This is a genomic window from Microbacterium jejuense (genome assembly GCF_019511665.1).
Taxonomy (GTDB): Bacteria; Actinomycetota; Actinomycetes; order Actinomycetales; family Microbacteriaceae; genus Microbacterium; species Microbacterium jejuense_A.
The window spans coordinates 70,457-89,484 of sequence record NZ_JAEUAW010000005.1 but is presented as its reverse complement, the minus strand read 5'-3'; the positions used below and the strand labels follow the sequence as shown (position 1 = coordinate 89,484).

Below are 19,028 nucleotides of genomic sequence, written 5' to 3'. Positions count from 1 at the left end.
GCGGCGTCAGGGCACGGGGTTCTCGGCGTCGTAGGCGCGGAAGCGCGGGCTGAGCCTGACGAGGGTCGCGACCAGGCCGATGATGACGAACCCGCCGAGCAGGGGCGGGAACCACAGTGCCGTGAGGGTGGCCAGCGTTCCGGCGTAGAGGGCGCCCAGGCGCGGGCCGCCCGCCACCACGACGATGAAGATGCCCTGCAGCCGACCGCGGATGCTGTCGGGCACGGCCGCCTGCACCATGGTGTTGCGGAAGATGGAGCTGATGTTGTCGGCGGCGCCCGAGACGGCGAGCACGACGCAGGCCGCCGCGATCAGCACGAGGTTGGGCGTGTCGCTGTCCACGCCGTCCGGAGCGAACCAGCCGAGCGCCGCGGCGCCGAGCACGAGCCCGAGCGCGGCGATCGCCGCGCCGTACACGAGGATCGCGCGCTCGATGCCGACGCCCTGGCGCCGCACCGCGCCGACACGGCCCGAGAACAGGCTCGACGCGAACGCGCCCGCCGCGACGGCCGCGGTCAGGACGCCCGTCGTGATCGGCCCCCCGCCCAGGAGGACTGCCCCGATCGCGGGGAACAGCGACAGCGGCTGGCCGAACGTCATCGCGGTGATGTCGAGGATGAACTGCAGCCGGATGTTCGACGCGCGGCGGAGGAACTGCCAGCCGTCCCGCAACGACTCGAGCCCGGGACGCACGATGACGCCCTCGGGGCGGAGCCGGGGGAGCGTCCAGAGCCCGAGGAACAGCGACGTCATCAGCAGCACGTCGAGTGTGTAGGTCCACCCGTAGCCCGTGAAGGCGACGAGCACGCCGGCCAGCGCCGGCCCCGCCATCACCATGATGCCGACCGTGATACCGCCGAGCGCCGAGGCCGCCGCAAGCAGTTCGCGGGGCAGCAGACGCGGCACGATGGCCTGCCGCGTCGCCAGGACGATCGAGTTCGCGGCGGAGTTGACGACACTGAGCGCATACAGCCACCACACCGTCTCGAGCTGCGCCCACGCGAGGACGGCGAGCAGCGCCGTCGAGCCGAAGGTCACGGTCGCCGCGATGAGCGCGACCTTGCGGCGGTCGAACGCGTCGGCGAGCATGCCGCCGTAGATGCCGGCGATGATCATCGGGACGAGCCCTGCGACCGCGATCATCGACACCGCGAACGTCGAGCCGGTCAGGTCGTACATCTGCAGCATGATCGCGACGATCGTCAGCTGCCCACCGAGTCCTGCCAGCGTGGAGCCGATCCACATGCGCGCGAACGCCGGGCTGGCGCGGAACGGCCGCAGGTCGATGAAGTGGCTGCGATGGTCTCCGGCCGCGCTCACTGGTCGACCTCGACCCGCTTGACGCGGGCTGTGTGGCCGCGCAGGATCGTCACGTCGCGCGGCGCGACGCCGAAATGCGCGGCGAGCGCCCGGATCAGCCCGTCGTTGGCGGCGCCGTCGACGGCCCGCTCCCTCACATGGACGACGAGGCCGTCGTCGGTGGTCTCGACCAGCGGTCCGCGCCGGCTCCCGGGCTTGACGCGGACGGTGTACTGCACTGGACGAGCCTACTGGTAGACTCTTCAGGTTGCCGTTGGATCGGCCGCGGAGAAAGAGAGCTCGCACATCGGGTGACGGGCACCGCGCAACAAGCAGAGAGGGGATCACCTATGGCACTGGATGCAGACGTCAAGAAGGCGATCATCGAAGAGTACGCGACGCACCCCGGTGACACCGGATCCCCCGAGGTGCAGGTCGCGATGCTGACGCAGCGCATCAAGGACCTCACCGAGCACCTCAAGGAGCACAAGCACGACCACCACTCGCGTCGTGGGCTGTTCCTGCTCGTCGGTCAGCGCCGTCGTCTCCTGGGCTACCTCCAGGACATCGACATCAACCGTTACCGCTCGCTCATCGAGCGTCTCGGTCTTCGTCGATAAGGCACCGACCAGCGTTCAATCGCGCAAAACATTCTTGAGAAGGCCTCCCCACGGTGTGGGGAGGCCTTCGTCGTTCACGGGCGGGTGGATGCCTCGTCCCCGTCGAATCCGAGGGGCACATGCGAGACGGGGTCGAGGCCCGTGAGCGTGACCCAGCCCTCGGCGAGGTACGCGGCGTCGGTCCCGGGCTCGGGGGTGTTCGGGAGGTCCTCGACGGCGAGGCGGATGTGGCCGGCCTCGCGCTCGGTGAGCGTCGTCTGCACGATGCCGAAGGGCGCGAGCGTCGCCTCCACGACGCCCCGATGCGAGGGGCTGTTCGGCACGTTCAGGTTCACGACCGTGCCGCGCCGGTGCCCGAGCAGGAACGGCAGGAGCTCGATGGCGACGGCGGCTGCGGCATCCCAGTGGAACTCGACCGGGTTCATGCCGACGTCGAGCGACACCGCCGCGCCCCACGCGCCGTTCAGGCCGCCGGTCAACGCCGCTCCGACCGTGCCGGAGTGCAGGATCGCGCGGCCGACGTTGGCACCGTGGTTCACCCCTGACAGCACGAGCTCGGCGGGCTCGCCGAAGGCGCCGTGCGCGGCGATCAGCGCCACCAGGCCGGGGCCGCCTCGCACCGCGAAGGCGGGCACGCCGTCCAGCCCCGGCAGCTCGCGGCGCTCGATCGCGATGCGGCCGCCTTCCTCGGCGGCGACGATCGAGGCGCTGGTTCCGCTGGACTGTCGCATCGGCGCCGCCACCGTGACCTCCAGTCCCGACTGCCGGGCGGCGCGGGCGAGCGCGTGCAGACCCGGGGCCTCGATGCCGTCGTCGTTGGTGATGAGCGCGCGCGTCATCGTTCCTCCTCCGTCTCGGCCAGCGCGGCGAGCCCGTCCGGGCTCACGTGCCCGGTGACGGATTGCTCGACGCCGGCGGCGGAGTCGTCGACGATCTCGCGCACGGCGACCGACTCGCGGAGCAGCTCGATCGCCTCGGGGTCGCCGGTGCCGAGGCCGTGGCGCGTGACGTTGAGGGCCCCTGCCGCAGCCCCGGTGACGATCGCCTCTCTGACCGGCTCACCGCGTGCGATGCCGGCGGCCACCCCCGCCGTCAGCGAATCGCCGGCGCCGCGCGTGTCGGCGACCTCCATCCGCGGCGCAGCCACCTCGACGAACCCCTCGCCGTCGAGCATCAGCAGCGGTTCGCTGGAGCGCGAGACGATCACCACCTCGGCGCCGCGGCGGCGCAGCTCGCGCATCGCGCGCAGCACCTGCTCGGGGCTGTCGTTCGAGGTCAACCCGTCGGCGGCCAGCTCCTCGTGGCTCACTTTGAGCACGTCCACCCCGCCCTGCAGCGCTGCTGCCATGCGCTTGCCGGAGAGATCCGCGACGACTCCCGCCCCGCCCTTGCGCAGGTCGGCGGCCAGGCGCCGGTAGGTGTCGGCCGGAAGCGTCTCGTCGCCGGCGGGACCGCTGAGGATCGCGAGCCCCGAGGCGAGGCCTTCGCGCAGCGTCACGCCGTAGAGCTCGTCCAGGTCGTGGCGCGCCAGCGGCTCTCCCTCGGTCTCGGCGATGACGTGGCGCTCGCCGCCGCGGCGGTCGTGCACGTACGCCGAGCCCTTGCCGGGGCGCTCGACTCCGACGACGGCGAACCCTTCGTCCTCGAGCAGGTGGCGCAGCATGCGTCCGATCTCGCCGGTGAGCGAGCAGCACATGGTGACGGACGCACCCAGCCGCAGGAGCATGCGGGCCTGCCAGACGCCCTGTCCGCCGGCGTGCAGGTGGATGTCGGGCTCGCCGCCGTGCTCCTCGACGGTGACGGTGAGCGTCGGGGACGGTGCGAAGATCGTGACGTCGCTCATGTGTGCGACGTTAGGCGCCGGCGCGAGCCGCGACGACCCCCTTGACGGGGGCGACGCCGGGGCCTCGAGCGGCTAGCATGCCGCCATGCGCTCCAACCGCTCGATGCCGCAGGACGTGCTGATCCCGGTGCTGGCGTACGCCGACGTCGCCGAGGCCGTCGAGCGGCTGCAGGCGGCCTTCGGGTTCGCCCCGCGCTGGCGCGTCGGAGCGCACCGTGCGCAGCTCGCAGTCGGCGCGACCGCAGCCGTCGCGCTGGTCGCGGGTGAGCGGTCCGGCGGACACGATCACGTCATGGTGCGGGTCGACGACGTCGGCGCGCTCCGCGAGCGCGCGGTCGCGGCCGGATTCGAGGCATCCCTCATCGAGGAGTTCCCCTACGGGGAACGCCAGTGCACGTGCGTCGATTTCAGTGGCAGGACCTGGGTGTTCACCGAGTCGGTCGCCGACGTCGATCCGCGCGACTGGGGCGCCGACGTCGGCTGAGCCGCGTCAGCCGGCTGCGCGCGCCGCCACGAGGTCGGCGTGGTGGATGGCGGCCACGTCGGGGTGTGCGCGCAACCGCGACTTCAGCGCGTTCTCGCCGTAGAGCGCGTGGATCGGGTTGGCCGGATCCTGCGTGACGCCGCGCGCCTGCGCTGCGAGCTCCGCGGGGAGATCGATGAGCGGCAGGCGCTTGTCGAGGGCGGGGTTGAAGAAGAACGGCACCGAGATGCGGTCGTCGGGGTACGTCGGCGAGATCACCCGGTGCTTCGTCGCGATGAGGTAGCCCTGCGTCGCGTACTCGAGCAGCTCGCCGATGTTCACGACGAACGCTCCCGGCACCGGGGGAGCGTCCACCCATTCGCCTTCGCGCTCGACCTGCAGGCCGCCCTTGCCGGGCTCGACCCACAGCAGCGTCAGGACTCCGGAGTCCTTGTGGGCGCCGACGCCTTGCTGGGGTGTCGGGTCCTCCTTGCCGGGGTAGCGCACGATCTTGATGAGCGTCGAGGGCTCTCCGAAGTGCTCGTCGAAGTAGTTCTCGGGTGCGCCGAGCGACAGCGCCCAGGCCCGGAGGAGCTTGCGCGCGACGCCCGACAGGTGATCGTGCCACTCCGAGACGACCTCGCGAAGCTCGGGCTGCGCCGCGGGCCACAGGTTCGGGCCGATGAGACGCGAGAAGTCGGGCGCTTCGGGGTCGGTGACGGCCTCGCGCTCGGGGCCGATGTCGATCTGCTCGCGCCAGTCGACCTTGCCCTGCGTGCGCTCGCCGCCGATGCGCGTGTAGCCGCGGAAGTGCGGGCTGTTGACGTTCTCGATCGCGAGCTTGTCGGCCTCGGGGAGGGCGAAGAAGTCCCTCGCTGCCCGGTGCAGCCGCGCCTCGAGCTCGGGCGAGACGCCGGTGCCGGTGAGGTAGAAGAACCCCACGTCGTGCGTCGCGGCGCGCAGATCGGCGCGGAATCGCGAGGCCTCCTCGGGTCCCGCGTCGAGCCGTGAGAGGTCGAGGATCGGCAGGCTGAGCTCGGTCATGAGGCGAGATTAGGCGGATGCCGCAGCCTCCGCTCGATTGTTGCCCAGGGTTAAGCCGAGCCCCACCGGGCCGGGTGCGATGCCCGGCGCCGGCGGGGCTCCCGATCAGGCTTGGGCGAAGAACGCCCGGATGTCGCCGACCACGACCTCGGGCACCTCCAGGGCCGCGAAGTGGCCGCCGCGCTCGAAGCGGCTCCAGTGCACGATGTTGGTGTTGTCGCGCTCGGCGAAGACCCGGATGGTCTGGAAGTCGTCCGCGAAGACGGCGACACCGGTGCGGGCGTCGCTCACCTGCGGTGCGGCATCCACCGATGCGTTCTCGCGGTACGCACGGCTCATGCCGGCCGACGCGTTCGCGAACCACGACACGCTCACCTCGGTGAGGATCGTGTCCAGCGGCACCAGCGACGTGCCGTTGCCGAACGAGTTGAACAGCTCGGCGTAGGCGAGATGACCGACCGGCGAGTCCGACAGCGCGGCCGCGATGGTCTGCGGGCGCGACGCGTTCATCGTGTTGTAGGCGCCGACGGACTGGAACCACTGCATGTGCTCGAGGCCCGCGTAATCCTGGGGCTCGAGCTTCTCGAACTCGGACGGGTCGCCCGACGGGAACGAGAACAGCTGCAGCACGTGGAGCCCGAGGAATCCCTCCGGGTTCTGCAGGCCGAGCTCGCGGGCGACCATGGCGCCGTTGTCGCTGCCGTGGATGCCGTACGACTCGTAGCCCAGCCGGCGCATCAGGGCGTCGTACGCCGCCGCGACGCGGGCCGTCGTCCATCCGGCCTCGGTCACCGGCTGACTGAACCCGAATCCGGGGGCGTCGGGGACGACGACGTCGAACGCGTCCTCGGCGCGACCGCCGTGCGCGACGGGGTCGACGAGCGGGCCGATCATGTCGAGGTAGTCCACGAACGATCCGGGGTAGGTGTGGGCCAGCAGAAGCGGCGTGGCGCCCGCGTGCGGCGACCGGACGTGCACGAAGTGGATGTTCTGCCCGTCGATCTCGGTGGTGAAGTGCGGGAACTCGTTCATGCGCGCCTCCGCCGCGCGCCAGTCGAAGCCGTCGCGCCACCGGGCGACGGCCTCAGCGAGGTAGCTGTTGGGCGTGCCGGTCTGCCAGTCGTCGCCGGGTGCGGCCTGGGGCAGGCGCGTGCGGGCGAGGCGCTCGACGAGGTCGTCGAGGTCGCGCTGCGGGATGTCGACGACGAACGGGTGGATGCCGGCGGCTGCGGTCGTTGCGGTGTTCATGTCTCCGACACTACGGTCGAATCAGGCAAGGTATCTTCCTGTTATCGACCCGTGTGCGAAAGGCGTGGAATGGCCGACACCTCGGCGCGGATGCTCGCGCTCCTCGCACTGCTGCAGAGCCGTCCGTTCTGGCCGGGGCCGGAGCTGGCCGCGCGGCTCGACGTGTCGGTGCGCACGATCCGCAACGACATCGAGCGGCTGCGCGGCTTGGGCTACCCGGTCGAGGCGGCGCGCGGGCGCGCGGGGTCGTACCGGCTGGCCGCCGGCGGGAAGCTCCCGCCCCTGCTGCTCGACGACGAGGAGGCGGTCGCCGTAGCGATCGGGCTGCGCGTGGCCCGGGGCATCGCGGGCGTCGACGAGGCGGGAGCGCGGGCGCTCGCCAAGCTGCTGCAGGTGCTGCCCGAGCGTCTGCGGCCGACCGTCGACGCGGTCGCGGCGACCGTCGACAGCGGTCCCGAGAACGTCGGCACGGACGCACCGGATCCCGAGGTCGACCCGGCCGTGCTGCGCGCGGTCGCTCATGCCGTGCACGCGGGGGAGTGGCTGCGCTTCGACGATCGCGGCACCGCCCGGCGCGTGGAGCCGTACCGGCTGCTGAGCTGGCAGCGCCGGTGGTACCTGGTCGCGCGTGACCCGGAGACCGGGGAGTGGGAGACGTTCCGACTCGACTGGATCGAACCGCGGATGCCGACGCGCCGCCGCTTCGAACCGGTCCCGGTGCCCGGCGGGGACTTCACGTCGTTCGCGCTGCGCTCGATCGCGGCGGGAGGGTGGAAGGTGCACGCGCGCCTGCGCGTCGCCGCGCCCGCGGAGCGCGTGATCGCGCGCATCAACCCGACCGTCGGCGTCGTCGAAGCCGTCGACGCCGAGACGTCGGTGCTCGTCACGGGCGCAGACAGCCTCGAGACGATCGCGGCGTACATCGGCATGCTCGGCATGGACTTCACGGTGGATTCGCCCGCTGACCTGGTGCCCCACCTGCAGCGGCTCGCCGAACGCTACGCGCGCGCCGCCGGCTGAATGGACACGGTGACGCGCGCTCGAGTAGCGTCATAGGTAAGGCTCACCTTACGATGTCTATCGCACGATAGTGTGCAGGCGTGCCGGGTGCGACGGAGCGCCGTGTCATCCGCAACAACCCAGGAACCCCGTTGCTCGCCACCTTCCTCATCGGCCTGCGTGAAGGCCTCGAAGCCGCCCTCGTCGTCGGCATCCTCGTCGCCTACGTGACCCGTCTCGATCGCCGCGACGTGCTGCCCCGCCTGTGGGCCGGCATCGGCCTGGCCGTCGCGCTCGCCGTCGCCATCGGCGCGGTCCTGACGTTCGGCTCGTACACCATGACCTTCCAGGGGCAGGAGATCCTCGGCGGCACGCTGTCGCTCCTGACCGTCGCGATGGTCACGTGGATGATCTTCTGGATGCAGAAGACCGCCCGCACCATGAAGCGGTCGCTGGAGGGCGGGCTGGACCGCGCGCTCGCCGTCGGCAGCCTGTGGGCCCTCGTGGCCATCGGCTTCGTGTCGGTCGCCCGCGAAGGCGTCGAGACGACGCTGTTGCTGTGGTCGATGGTGCAGTCCTTCGGCGACGCGCCGGCGGCGCTCGCGGGGGCTCTGCTGGGCCTCGCCGTCGCCGTGCTGCTCGGCTGGCTGCTCGCCCGCGGCATGCTCACGCTCGACCTGCGCCGCTTCTTCGCGTGGACCGGCGGGTTCCTCATCATCGTGGCCGCCGGCGTGCTGGCATACGCGATCCATGACCTGCAGGAGGCCGGGGTCTTCCCCGGGCCGTTCACCGCCGCCGCGCCCGTGGACCCCGCGACCGGCGCCGTTCTGGTGGGCTGGGCCGCGTTCCCGTTCGGGTGGGCGTTCGACGTCACCGGCGCGATCCCGCCGGGCTCGGTGCTCGCGACGGTGCTGCAGGCGACCGTCGGCTTCATGCCGCGCATGTCGTGGATCCAGGTCGTCGCATGGGTGCTGTACGTCGCGATCGTCGGCACCGTCTGGGCGCGTCGGCAGTTCGCGCCGCGGACGCCCGCGGCGACGGCATCCTCGTCGGCCGCTGCGGGCGCGGCCGCCGCCCCCTCTTCGTCCACTCCCGTCCTGTCCCCGCAAGGAGAAGCATGACCGTCCGCCGCCTCACCCCGGCCATCGCCGTCACCGCGCTCGGCGCCCTGGCCCTGTCGGGCTGCGTCGCCAAGACCGACGCCGCCGCCACCGATGCCCTCACCGTGTCGTCGACCGCCTCGGCGTGCGACGTGTCCGGCGACGCCGCGACCAGCGGCACGCTCACCTTCGACGTGAGCAACGACGGCGACGACGTGACGGAGTTCTACCTGCTGGCCGAGGACGGCCTGCGCATCGTCGGCGAGGTCGAGAACATCGCGCCCGGCACGTCGCGCACGCTCACGCTCGTCGCGCAGCCGGGGGAGTACTACACGGTCTGCAAGCCGGGCATGACCGGTGACGGCGTGGGCCGCGCCGCCTTCACCGTCTCGGGGGATGCTGTCGCGCTCACGGGTGAGGATGCCGAGCAGAAGCAGCACGCCGTCGACCTCTATGCCGCGTTCGTGAAGGACCAGGTCGGGCAGCTCGTGCCCGCCGTCTCGGAGTTCGTGGCCGCGTACGAGTCCGGCGACGACGAGACGGCCCGCACGCAGTTCGCGCAGGTGCGCGCGTACTACGAGCGCATCGAGCCGGTGGCGGAGGCGCTGGGCGACCTCGACCCCCGCATCGACTACCGCGAAGTGGATGCCGTCGCCGAAGGCCTCGACTGGACCGGCTTCCACCGCATCGAGAAGGACCTGTGGGTTCCGGCCGCCGACGCGCTCAACGCCGACGGCGAGACGCCGGCGTGGCAGGACTGGGCGCCCTCGACCGCCGACGAGCGCGCCGCATTCGGCGACCAGCTGATCGCCGACGTGCAGGAGCTGTACGACTACGTGCACGGAGAGGACTTCGCCGCGACCCTCGCCGATCAGGGCATCGGGGGGATCTCGAACGGCGCCATCGCGCTGCTGGACGAGGTCGCCACCGGCAAGATCCAGGGCGAGGAGGACTGGTGGTCGCACACCGACCTGTCGGACTTCGCCGCCAACGTCGAGGGCTCCAAGATGGCGTTCTCGCTCGTGCGCGACTTCGCCGTGGCGCAGGGCGACGACGGCGCCGCGCTCGCGGACGAGATCGACGGCGGCTACGCCGACCTGGAGGCCGCGCTCGCGGAGTACGGCTCGCTCGACGCCGGCTTCGTGTCGTACACCGACCTGACCGACGACGACAAGCGAGAGCTCACCGACCTCATCAACGCACTCGCCGAGCCGCTCGCGCAGCTCACGAACACCGTCCTGGCGTGACCGCGCCGGCAAGGGGTCAGGGGCGCGCGGAGGACACGGCCGCCGCGGACGCGTCGGCGTCGTCCGCGCCCTCCGGCGTCTCGCGCCGCGGCCTCCTCGGCCTCGCGCTCGGCGCCGGGGCGGCCGGTCTCGCGATCGGCGCGGGTGCGGGCGCCGCGACCGCCGCGGCGATCGGGCGCGCGCAGGAGGCGGAGGCCGCGGCATCCGCCTACGAGTTCTTCGGCGCGCACCAGGCGGGCATCACGACGCCGGTGCAGGACCATCTGCACTTCGCGTCGTTCGACATGATGGCCCGGACCGACCGCGACGACCTCGTGAGCCTGCTGCAGGACTGGACGTACGCCGCTGCGCGCATGACCAAGGGGCTGGACGTGAGCGCCACCGGTGCCGTGGGCGGATCGCCCGAGGCGCCCCCGGACGACACCGGCGAGGCGCAGGGTCTCGCCGCGAGCGGCCTGACCATCACCTTCGGCTTCGGGCCCACCCTGTTCGAGAACGAGGAGGGCGACCGGTACGGGATCGCGGCGCAGCGCCCGGCGCAGCTGCAGAAGCTGCCGGCGTTCCTCGGCGACGACCTCGATCCTGCGCACTCCGGCGGAGATCTGTGCATCCAGGCATGCGCCGACGACCCGCAGGTCGCCGTCCACGCGATCCGCAACCTCAGCCGCATCGCGTTCGGGCGGGCGCGCCTGCGGTGGTCGCAGCTGGGCTTCGGCCGCACGTCGCGCACGACGGCCGCACAGTCCACCCCGCGCAACCTGTTCGGGTTCAAGGACGGCACCGCCAACATCCTCGGCACCGACGACGCGGCGCTCGACGAGAGCGTGTGGGTGGCGGCATCCGACGATCCGTCGTGGATGGCGGGCGGCTCGTACCTCGTCGCGCGCAAGATCGCCATGCTCGTCGAGACGTGGGACCGCGTGCGGCTCACCGAGCAGGAGGCGATCATCGGCCGCGACAAGGGACCCGGAGCCCCGCTGTCGGGAGGGGACGAGTTCACCGAGCCGGACTTCGACGCGAAGGCGAAGGACGGCACGCCCGCGATCCCGGTCACGAGCCACGTGCGCCTCGCGCACCCGGACCTGAACGGGGGGATCCGGATCCTGCGCCGCGGCTACAACTTCGTCGACGGCAACAACGAGCTCGGCCGGCTGGATGCGGGGCTCTTCTTCCTGTCGTACCAGCGCTCGCCCGAGCAGTTCGTCACGCTGCAGCGGTCGCTGTCGACCGACGCGATGAACGAGTACATCCGCCACGTCGGATCGGGCATCTGGGCGGTGCCGCCGGGCGCCGCACCGGGGTCGTACGTCGGAGCCTCGCTGTTCTGAGCGGGATGCCGCACGCCGCGGTGCCGGGCGCCCCGCCTCAGCCGTTCTGGCGGGGATCGGGGCGCGGCATCCCGGACCCCCCGCGTGCCGCGCGCGGCTCTTCACGCGGACGCCGCGAACCGGTGGGGTCGCTGCGGCGCCCCTCGCGACGGGCGAGGGTGCGGTCGGCGAAGAGCCACGCCGGGCGAGGCTCGACCAGCGGCCGGAACACCCGTCGCACCGGCTTCGTCGCCAGGGCGAGCGCGATGACCACCGACCCGACGACGACCAGCGGCAGCCACAGCCACGTCGGCTCGGCGTTGCGCAGCAGGCCGTTCTCACGGAACGGATACAGCACGAATGAGTGCAGCAGGTAGACGTACATCGTGTACTGGCCGAAATGCGTCCACCAGTGCGTGCTGCGCGGCACGAGCGCGAAGAACGCGCTCGCCAGGACCACGGCGACCAGCATGAGAGCCAGGCGCACACCGCCGGCCCACCACTGCGTGCCGCCGATCGAGGCGTAGTTCTCGTCGTAGAACAGCCACTCGCGCAGGTTCATGTCGCGCCACTGGTCCACGAAGAACCATGCCGCCCACGCCGCCACGGCGAACAGGCCGAGGCCCGTCGCGAACACCCACCACGGCCGGCGCACGAGCAGCTGCAGGCGCGCCACGACGTCGTGCTCGTGCAGCCACCAGCCCAGCGTGAAGAAGGGCAGGAGGCCGAGCGTGCGCGACAGCGAGAACGTCGAGTCGATGTTGGGCAGGTACCCCGCGCCGATCGAGATGACGACGGTCCACAGCAGAGGCCACCGCAGCAGCGCCAGGTACGGCAGGACGACGCGGAAGATGCCGAGCGCCAGCAGGAACCACAGCGTCCACGACGGCTCGGTGATGTTGGGGTTCGCCTGCCCCTCGACGAGCCACTTCGTGAGCGTCCACAGTCCTTCGAAGACCACGTACGGCACGAGGATGTCGGTGATCACGCGCGCCATCTGCGTCTTGGTGGGAGCGTCGGACTTCGAGAAGTAGCCCGAGATGACGGCGAACGCCGGCATGTGGAAGGCGTACACGACGAGGTACAGGCTGAGCGCGATGTCGGAGTCGTAGGTCAGCCGCTGCACGGCGTGGCCGAGCACGACGAGCACGATGCACGCGAAGCGCGCGTTGTCCCAGAAGGGCGTGCGCCGTCTGGGGCGGGCGATCGGCCCCGTGGGGGCGGCCGCCGGGGTCCGGGCGCTGCTGCCGGTCATCGTCACCTCCGGGCGCAGACCAGACTAGCCCGCGATCGCCGACGGCCGCGTTCGCTTGACACGGGTGGGGAACGAGCTGGAGGCTCTGCCGGAGCGGTAGTCTCGCAGTCGCGATGACGACGATCGACGACGCGCTGCAGCGCGACCAGGCCCTCCCCGACTTCGACTGGCACGTGTTCCCCGCGGGCACCGAGCGAGACGTGTTCGCGGCTCCCAGCGGGGGCCTCGCGCGGGTGCGGCTGGGCGATCCGGACGCGCCGCGGGTCGTGCTCGTGCCCGGTGTGGCCGGGTCGAAAGAGGACTTCGTCCTCATGTTCCCGCTGTTCGCGGCGGCCGGGTACCGCGTGGAGTCCTACGACCTCGCGGGTCATTACGGATCGGTGGATGCCGGTCCCCACAATCTCGTCCCGCCGCGCGACCACTACGACTATCCGCTGTTCGTCGACGACCTCATCGCGATCCTCGAGGACGGCGGCCCGGCCCACGTGCTCGGCTACAGCTTCGCCGGCGTCGTCACCGAGCTCGCGCTCGTGGAGCGCCCCGACCTGTTCCGCAGTCTCACGCTCATGTCGGCGCCGCCGGCGGTCGGGCAGGTGTTCCGCGGCGTGAAGCACATCGGGCCGATCTCGGACATGTCGCCGCACCGGGCCGCGGGGCTCATCCTGTGGGGCATCCGCTACAACCTCAATCGCACGCCTCCCGGCCGCATCGCGTTCGTGCGCGAGCGCCTCGGCGTCACGCGCCGCGCCTGCATCGACGACGTCGTCGGGCTCATGATGGCGACGCCCGACATGACGGACGCGGTCGCGGCCGCCGGCATCCCGAAGCTCATCGCGGTCGGCGAGCAGGACCTGTGGCCGCAGGCGCAGCACGACGAGTACGCCGCCCGCATCGGCGCGCGCGTGGCGACCTATCCGACCGGCCACGCGCCGTGCGAGACGGCGCCGCACCAGCTCGCCCGCGACATGCTGGCGCTGTTCGCCGAGGCCGGCTGACCGGACCGCCGGGCGCCGCGGCATCCCGCGGGAATAAGTTTGGATCGCACACGTTGCACGAGATACATTCATTTGCATAGACCTTCACAAAAGGGGAAGCGGGAAGAGATCGTGAGCGAGAGCACCACGTGGCAGGGCATGCAGTTCGGCATCTTCTCGGTGAGCGACATCACCGAGGACCCCACGACGGGCAGGACCCCGAGTGAGGCCGAGAAGATCCGCAACGCGGTCACCCTGGCCAAGCACGCCGAAGAGGTGGGCCTGGACGTCTTCGCCATCGGCGAGCACCACAACCCGCCGTTCTGGTCGTCGTCGCCCACGACCACGCTGGCGTACATCGCCGGTCAGACCGAGCGACTCATCCTGTCGACCGCGACCACGCTGATCACGACGAACGACCCGGTGAAGATCGCCGAGGACTACGCGATGCTGCAGCACGTGTCGGGCGGCCGCATGGACCTCATGCTCGGCCGCGGCAACACCGGCCCGGTCTACCCGTGGTTCGGCAAGGACATCCGCCAGGGCCTGCCGCTGTCGATCGAGAGCTACAACCTGCTGCACCGCCTGTGGCGCGAGGACGTCGTGGACTGGGAGGGCCAGTTCCGCACGCCGCTGCAGGGCTTCACGGCCACCCCGCGTCCGCTGGACGGCGTCGCGCCGTTCGTGTGGCACGGCTCGATCCGCACCCCCGAGATCGCCGAGCAGGCCGCGTACTACGGCGACGGCTTCTTCGCGAACAACATCTTCTGGCCCAAGGAGCACTACCAGCGCCTCATCGCCCTGTACCGGCAGCGCTACGCGCACTACGGACACGGCACGGCCGAGCAGGCGATCGTCGGCCTCGGCGGCCAGGTCTTCATGGCGGCGAAGTCGCAGGACGCGGTGAACCAGTTCCGGCCGTACTTCGACAACGCCCCCGTGTACGGCCACGGACCGTCGCTGGAGGACTTCAGCGAGATGACGCCGCTGACCGTCGGCTCGCCGCAGCAGGTCATCGACCGCTACGCCGCGATGCGCGAGACGTTCGGCGACTACCAGCGCCAGCTGTTCCTCGTCGACCACGCGGGCCTGCCGCTGAAGACGGTGCTCGAGCAGCTCGACATCCTGGGCGGCGAGGTCGTCCCGGTGCTGCGCAAGGAGCTGCAGAAGGACCGTCCCGTCGACGTTCCCGACGCGCCGACCCACGCCGGCCTCGTGAAGGCGAAGTACGGCGACGGCCCCGCCCGTGAGGCGATCCCCGGTGCGAACCGCGGCGACAACCTCACCGCCGGCTCGCCGTACCAGGACGCCGGTGCCGTCGCCCCCGCAGGTGCCGCGTTCGGCCTCGGCCGGAAGGAGGCCTGACATGGCCGGCACGCCGCGCCGCATCGCCGTCGTCTCGGCCGGTCTGTCGAACCCGTCGTCGACGCGCATGCTCGCAGACCGGCTGGCCGCGGCGACCGCCAAGCAGCTGTCGGACCGTGACATCGAGATCGAGGTCGACGTGTTCGAGCTGCGCGACTACGCGCACGACATCACGAACAACCTGCTGACAGGCTTCGCGCCTCCGGCGCTGGAGTCGGTGATCAACGCCGTCGTCTCGGCCGATGCCCTCATCGTCGTCACGCCGATCTTCTCGACCAGCTACTCCGGGCTGTTCAAGTCGTTCATCGACGTGCTCGACCCGGACGCGCTGACCGGCAAGCCGGTGCTCATCGGCGCGAACGCCGGCACGGCGCGGCACTCGCTCGCGATCGACTACGCGATCCGGCCGCTGTTCACCTACCTGCACGCCGAACCCGTCTCGACGGGAGTGTTCGCCGCGTCCAGCGACTGGGGCGCCAGCGCCGACAACGTGGCGCCGCTCGCCGAGCGCGTCGACCGCGGTGCACGCGAACTCGCCGAGGCGATCGCGCGGCGCGAGCCCGCGAAGGACAGCGACCCGTTCGACCCCGCCAACTACCTCGGCGAGGGCCGCTCATTCGGCCACCTGCTGGGCGGTCTGTCGGGCGAGTAGCGCTCAGCCCAGGAACACATCCGCCGGTGCGCGGAGAAGACGCCAGCCGTCCTCTCCGCGCACCGCCGTACGCGGCAGCACGTCGGCGGCGACCAGCGGGCCGAGGTCCATGCCCGAGAGCGCCGCGATATCGGCCACCGGCGCCTGGAACGTGCGGAACGCGCCGAGCGGCGGCACCGCGAGGGCGCCCTGGACGACGTCGATGAGGTCGGACTGGTCGAGCACGAAGCCGGCCGCCGCGAGCCTCGGCCCGTCGGCATCGGCCGTCGCCCACGCCGCGACCTTGAAGAACCGGCGGGGGATGAGGATGCCGCGATACGCGGGATCCTCGTCGGCCAGCACGGGCGCCGTGAACACGGCGAGGCGCTGATCGGTGGCATCAGCGAACTCGAGCACGTGGTCCTCGAGGCCGAGCCACAGCTCTTTCGACTGGTTGAAGCCGCTCGCCTGCGGCGCCGCGTTCGGGTACACGAAGGTGGCCGCCGTGGCGGCCCGCGCCTCGGACACTGTGCCCCACCCCGGATCGCGCCGACGCACCAGGTGCCCACGGTCGAGGTCGTTGTCGGCGTACACCGCGGGGCCTGCCTGCTCGTCGTCCGCCACGCGAGGGTCGAGTCGCCACTGACCCGTGCGCGGCAGATCGAGCAGCGCGGAGCCGTCGATGTTCACGCCCGTCACCGCGGCGAGGCGCCGCTCGGGGTCGAGCAGCACGGTGAACCGCGGATACGTCAGCTCGCGGGTCGTGCGCCCGTCGGCCGGGCGCGGCAGCGGCACGGCGACCTGCGGTGCCGCGCCGAGGAAGCCGTCGTCGTACCCTGCGGCGCTCGCCTGTGTCATGCCCCTCATCCTGTCTCGTACGCCCGACATGATCGATCAGCCCCGCGGCGGGCGCGCTGGGCGCAGCCGTCGGGCGAGCACGGCGTCGATCACGAGGCCGAGTCCCACCGCGAACACGACCGACACGACGACCGCCACCACCGGGCCGCCCGGGACGATCGCCGCCACGACGGCGCCCACGAGCGCCTGGTACAGCGCCCACGCGAGAGCGGCGAGCCCGGCCACGGCGAGATAGCGGGGGGCGGGCAGCCGCGTCGCGCCCGCCGTGAGGTTGACCGCCAGGCGGGCGAACGGGATGAAGCGCGCCGTGAACAGCACGAGCGCCGCGCGCCGCTCCAGGCGCACGCGCGCCCATGCGAACGCGGCCCGCGTCCGCGGCGCCCGCATCCACCGCCACCGCTCCAGCCCGACGGTCCGCCCGACGAGGTAGCACAGGGCATCGCCGGTGAGCGCGGCCGCGGCCGCCACCAGCACGATCGCCGCGAGCATCGGCTCGCCCTGTGCCACGGCGAGCGCCCCGAGCGCCGTGACGGCGGCTTCGCCCGGGATGACCACCAGGAACGCATCGCCCAGAACCAGGACGAACAGCAGCGGCAGCGCCCAGGCGCTGCGCGCCACTTCGGTCAGCAGGTCCTCGACCACCCCTCCTTGCTACGCGCACGCGGTGAACGGCGACCGAACGGGGCACGTCCGGTGACCTGCCGCGGTGCATCCGGTGAACACTTGCGGGCGCGCGCCGGTTCGCGGCATCCCGCCGCTCCGAGGCCGTCACGCTGGTGACGTGAGAGTCGCACTTCTCGCCGAATCGTTCCTGCCCCACATGAACGGGGTGACGGGGTCGGTGCTCCACGTCCTGCGCCACCTCGCCGCCGACGGCCACGAGACCCTCGTGATCGCGCCGCGCGCCGGCGAGATCACGACCGACCTCCATGGCGCGCGCACCGAGCTGATGCGGTCGGTGCCGCTGCCGTCGTACCCCGACGTGCGCGTGGTCTTCGCGCGCGCGGCACGCCTGACGGCGATCCTGCGCGAGTTCGCGCCCGACGTCGTGCATCTCGCATCGCCGTTCGTCCTCGGATGGCAGGGGGTCGCCGCCGCCGACGCGCTGCGCGTGCCGGCGGTCGCCGTCTACCAGACCGACGTGGTGGCCTACGCCGAGAAGTACGGGATGCCTCACGCCTCGTCCCTCGTCGGCCGCCATCTTGCGCGTCTGCACCGGCGCGCCACGCTCACCCTCGCGCCGTCCACGGCCTCGATGCGGCAGCTGGAGGAGCTGGGCGTCGACAGGCTGCGCCGCTGGGGTCGCGGCGTGGACACCGCGCGCTTCGGGCCGCAGCGGCGCAGCGAGGTGTGGCGCGCCCGCATCGCGCCCGGCGAGCTCATCGTGGGCTACGTCGGGCGGCTCGCACCCGAGAAGCAGGTGCAGGACCTCGCCGCGCTCGCCGGGCTCGAAGGCGTCCGTCTCGTCATCGTCGGCGACGGCCCCGCGCGACCGGCCCTCGAGCGCCTCCTGCCGCACGCGGTGTTCACCGGCCACCTCAGCGGCGACGCGCTCGCCGAGACTCTGGCGAGCTTCGACGTGTTCGTGCACCCGGGCGAGAGCGAGACGTTCGGGCAGACCATCCAGGAGGCGCTCGCCAGCGGCGTGCCGGTCGTCGCCACGGGCGTCGGCGGGCCGGTCGATCTCGTGCGCTCGAGCGTCGACGGCTGGCTCTACCGGCCGGGCGACCTCGCCGACCTGCGGGCGCGGGTCGCCGATCTCGTGGGCGACGGGGGCAAGCGGCGCGCGTTCGCGGCCGCAGCGGGGGAGTCCGTTCGCGATCGCACGTGGGATGCCGTCTGCCGGCGCCTCATGGCCCACTACGACGAGGCGCGACAGCTGCGGCCCATCGACGACGCGCTCCCGCGCGGCGGAGTCACGCGTCCGTCGGTTCCGGAGCCGCCTGCCGGGCGTCGCACGTGGTCGCGCTTCGTGGCGCTGGGGGACTCGATCACCGAGGGGCTGTGCGACACGTCGCGCATGCCGGCGGGGGAGTATCGCGGCTGGGCCGATCGCCTCGCGCAGCTGCTCGCACACGCCCGCCGCGGCGACGAGCCGTTCCGCTACGCGAATCTCGCGGTGCGCAGCCGCACGGTGCGCAGCCTCGTCGACGAGCAGGTGCCGCAGGCCCTGGCCCTGCGTCCCGACCTCGTCTCGGTGCTGATCGGCGCCAACGACCTCGTCGCGCGGCGGGTCGATCCGGTGGCCGTCGCGGCCGACGTCGAGGTCGCCGTGCGACGGCTGAGGGATGCCGGCATCGATGTGCTGCTCGTGACCCCCTTCCTCCCCGGCCGCCGCGCCGCGGCGATCTTCGCGCGCCGGTTCGCGATGTTCGCGTCGGAGCTTCGCCGCATCGCTGCCGACACCGGAGCCGCGCTGCTCGATACCGCGGTGTTCCTCGACGCCGGCGGACGGCCCGCGATCGCCGATCTCGAGCTGTGGGCCGACGACAAGGTGCACCTGCGCTCGCGCGGGCACCGGTTTCTGGCATACCGCGCCGCCGAAGCGCTCGGGGTGCCCGATGCCGAGGCGCTCGGCGACCTCGAGGCCGCGCTCCACGCCGACGACGACCCCGTCGCGAGCGGCACCTGGCTGCGCCGCGACGCGCTCCCGTGGGTGTGGCGGCGCCTGCGCGGCAGGACGGCGGGGGACGGGCGCGTGGCCAAGCACGAGGGCTACGTGCTCATCGGCGGGCGCGGCGACGTGCGTGCCGGACTGCGCGCCGGGTGAGGCAT

19 protein-coding genes are annotated in these 19,028 nt (G+C 72.0%); 10 read left to right on the top strand and 9 right to left on the bottom strand.

The annotated features are described in order from the left end of the window. Positions 1-6: 6 nt before the first annotated feature. Both JNB62_RS08205 and JNB62_RS08200 read right to left on the bottom strand, forming a co-directional pair. A complete protein-coding gene (locus JNB62_RS08205; RefSeq protein ID WP_220300387.1) occupies positions 7-1,320 on the bottom strand; it encodes an MFS transporter in 1,314 nt (437 codons plus the stop codon). After that, positions 1,317-1,538 carry a DUF167 domain-containing protein gene (locus JNB62_RS08200; RefSeq protein ID WP_220300386.1) on the bottom strand — a complete coding sequence of 74 codons (222 nt, stop codon included), beginning with the start codon at positions 1,536-1,538 and terminating at the stop codon, positions 1,317-1,319. The genes JNB62_RS08205 and JNB62_RS08200 overlap by 4 nt, the downstream gene beginning before the upstream one ends. Before the next feature lie 111 nt (positions 1,539-1,649). Between JNB62_RS08200 and rpsO the strand changes: the two genes are divergently transcribed. Beyond that, positions 1,650-1,919 (top strand): 30S ribosomal protein S15, encoded by a 270-nt coding sequence (rpsO, locus tag JNB62_RS08195; RefSeq protein WP_039401864.1) that lies wholly within the window; start codon positions 1,650-1,652, stop codon positions 1,917-1,919. 74 nt (positions 1,920-1,993) lie between these two features. Here the strand turns inward: rpsO and surE are convergent, their stop codons facing one another. Continuing rightward, a complete protein-coding gene (surE, locus tag JNB62_RS08190; protein ID WP_220300385.1) occupies positions 1,994-2,758 on the bottom strand; it encodes a 5'/3'-nucleotidase SurE in 765 nt (254 codons plus the stop codon). Then, positions 2,755-3,762 (bottom strand): 1-phosphofructokinase family hexose kinase, encoded by a 1,008-nt coding sequence (locus JNB62_RS08185; RefSeq protein ID WP_220300384.1) that lies wholly within the window; start codon positions 3,760-3,762, stop codon positions 2,755-2,757. The genes surE and JNB62_RS08185 overlap by 4 nt, the downstream gene beginning before the upstream one ends. 85 nt (positions 3,763-3,847) lie before the next feature. Here JNB62_RS08185 and JNB62_RS08180 point away from each other — a divergent pair, with 85 nt between their 5' ends. Beyond that, positions 3,848-4,246 carry a hypothetical protein gene (locus JNB62_RS08180; RefSeq protein ID WP_220300383.1) on the top strand — a complete coding sequence of 133 codons (399 nt, stop codon included), beginning with the start codon at positions 3,848-3,850 and terminating at the stop codon, positions 4,244-4,246. 6 nt (positions 4,247-4,252) lie between these two features. Here the strand turns inward: JNB62_RS08180 and JNB62_RS08175 are convergent, their stop codons facing one another. Next, positions 4,253-5,269 (bottom strand): isopenicillin N synthase family dioxygenase, encoded by a 1,017-nt coding sequence (locus JNB62_RS08175; RefSeq protein WP_220300382.1) that lies wholly within the window; start codon positions 5,267-5,269, stop codon positions 4,253-4,255. A 105-nt stretch (positions 5,270-5,374) separates the two neighbouring features. Then, positions 5,375-6,517, bottom strand: coding sequence for an epoxide hydrolase family protein (locus JNB62_RS08170; protein WP_220300381.1), 1,143 nt, complete (start codon positions 6,515-6,517; stop codon positions 5,375-5,377). A gap of 69 nt (positions 6,518-6,586) precedes the next feature. On the opposite strand from JNB62_RS08170, the gene JNB62_RS08165 reads away from it, so the two are divergent. The 4 genes from JNB62_RS08165 to efeB all read left to right on the top strand — a co-directional run bounded on the left by JNB62_RS08165 (position 6,587) and on the right by efeB (position 11,191). Further along, positions 6,587-7,537 (top strand): helix-turn-helix transcriptional regulator, encoded by a 951-nt coding sequence (locus JNB62_RS08165; protein WP_220300380.1) that lies wholly within the window; start codon positions 6,587-6,589, stop codon positions 7,535-7,537. 131 nt (positions 7,538-7,668) lie between these two features. Then, positions 7,669-8,637: an iron uptake transporter permease EfeU gene (gene efeU, locus JNB62_RS08160; protein ID WP_220300563.1), complete on the top strand. Its 969-nt coding sequence runs from the start codon at positions 7,669-7,671 to the stop codon at positions 8,635-8,637. Then, positions 8,634-9,863, top strand: a complete 1,230-nt coding sequence (gene efeO / locus JNB62_RS08155; RefSeq protein ID WP_220300379.1) for an iron uptake system protein EfeO — start codon at positions 8,634-8,636, stop codon at positions 9,861-9,863. Before efeU ends, efeO begins: the two co-directional genes overlap by 4 nt. Then, positions 9,860-11,191 carry an iron uptake transporter deferrochelatase/peroxidase subunit gene (gene efeB, locus JNB62_RS08150; protein ID WP_220300378.1) on the top strand — a complete coding sequence of 444 codons (1,332 nt, stop codon included), beginning with the start codon at positions 9,860-9,862 and terminating at the stop codon, positions 11,189-11,191. The genes efeO and efeB overlap by 4 nt, the downstream gene beginning before the upstream one ends. 37 nt (positions 11,192-11,228) lie before the next feature. On the opposite strand, the gene JNB62_RS08145 is transcribed toward efeB, so the two are convergent. Beyond that, positions 11,229-12,425 (bottom strand): acyltransferase family protein, encoded by a 1,197-nt coding sequence (locus JNB62_RS08145; RefSeq protein WP_220300377.1) that lies wholly within the window; start codon positions 12,423-12,425, stop codon positions 11,229-11,231. 113 nt (positions 12,426-12,538) lie between these two features. Between JNB62_RS08145 and JNB62_RS08140 the strand changes: the two genes are divergently transcribed. The 3 genes from JNB62_RS08140 (at position 12,539) to JNB62_RS08130 (ending at position 15,416) form a co-directional block, all read left to right on the top strand. After that, complete coding sequence (locus JNB62_RS08140) at positions 12,539-13,420, top strand: alpha/beta fold hydrolase (protein ID WP_220300376.1); 882 nt, start codon at positions 12,539-12,541, stop codon at positions 13,418-13,420. A 138-nt stretch (positions 13,421-13,558) separates the two neighbouring features. Continuing rightward, entirely contained in the window at positions 13,559-14,764 is a 1,206-nt protein-coding gene (locus JNB62_RS08135; protein ID WP_220300562.1) for an LLM class flavin-dependent oxidoreductase, read from the top strand. Between the two features lies 1 nt (position 14,765). Beyond that, on the top strand, positions 14,766-15,416 hold the full coding sequence (locus tag JNB62_RS08130) for an FMN reductase (protein WP_220300375.1): 651 nt from the start codon (positions 14,766-14,768) through the stop codon (positions 15,414-15,416). A 3-nt stretch (positions 15,417-15,419) separates the two neighbouring features. Here the strand turns inward: JNB62_RS08130 and JNB62_RS08125 are convergent, their stop codons facing one another. Together JNB62_RS08125 and JNB62_RS08120 are read right to left on the bottom strand one after the other, a co-directional pair. After that, the gene (locus tag JNB62_RS08125) at positions 15,420-16,253 is read right to left on the bottom strand and encodes a DNA/RNA non-specific endonuclease (protein WP_220300374.1); all 834 of its coding nucleotides are present in this window, start codon (positions 16,251-16,253) and stop codon (positions 15,420-15,422) included. Positions 16,254-16,289: 36 nt separating this feature from the next. Then, the gene (locus JNB62_RS08120) at positions 16,290-16,895 is read right to left on the bottom strand and encodes a DedA family protein (protein WP_220300373.1); all 606 of its coding nucleotides are present in this window, start codon (positions 16,893-16,895) and stop codon (positions 16,290-16,292) included. Positions 16,896-17,034: 139 nt separating this feature from the next. Here JNB62_RS08120 and JNB62_RS19570 point away from each other — a divergent pair, with 139 nt between their 5' ends. After that, complete coding sequence (locus tag JNB62_RS19570) at positions 17,035-19,023, top strand: GDSL-type esterase/lipase family protein (protein WP_220300372.1); 1,989 nt, start codon at positions 17,035-17,037, stop codon at positions 19,021-19,023. The last annotated feature ends 5 nt before the right edge of the window (positions 19,024-19,028 follow it).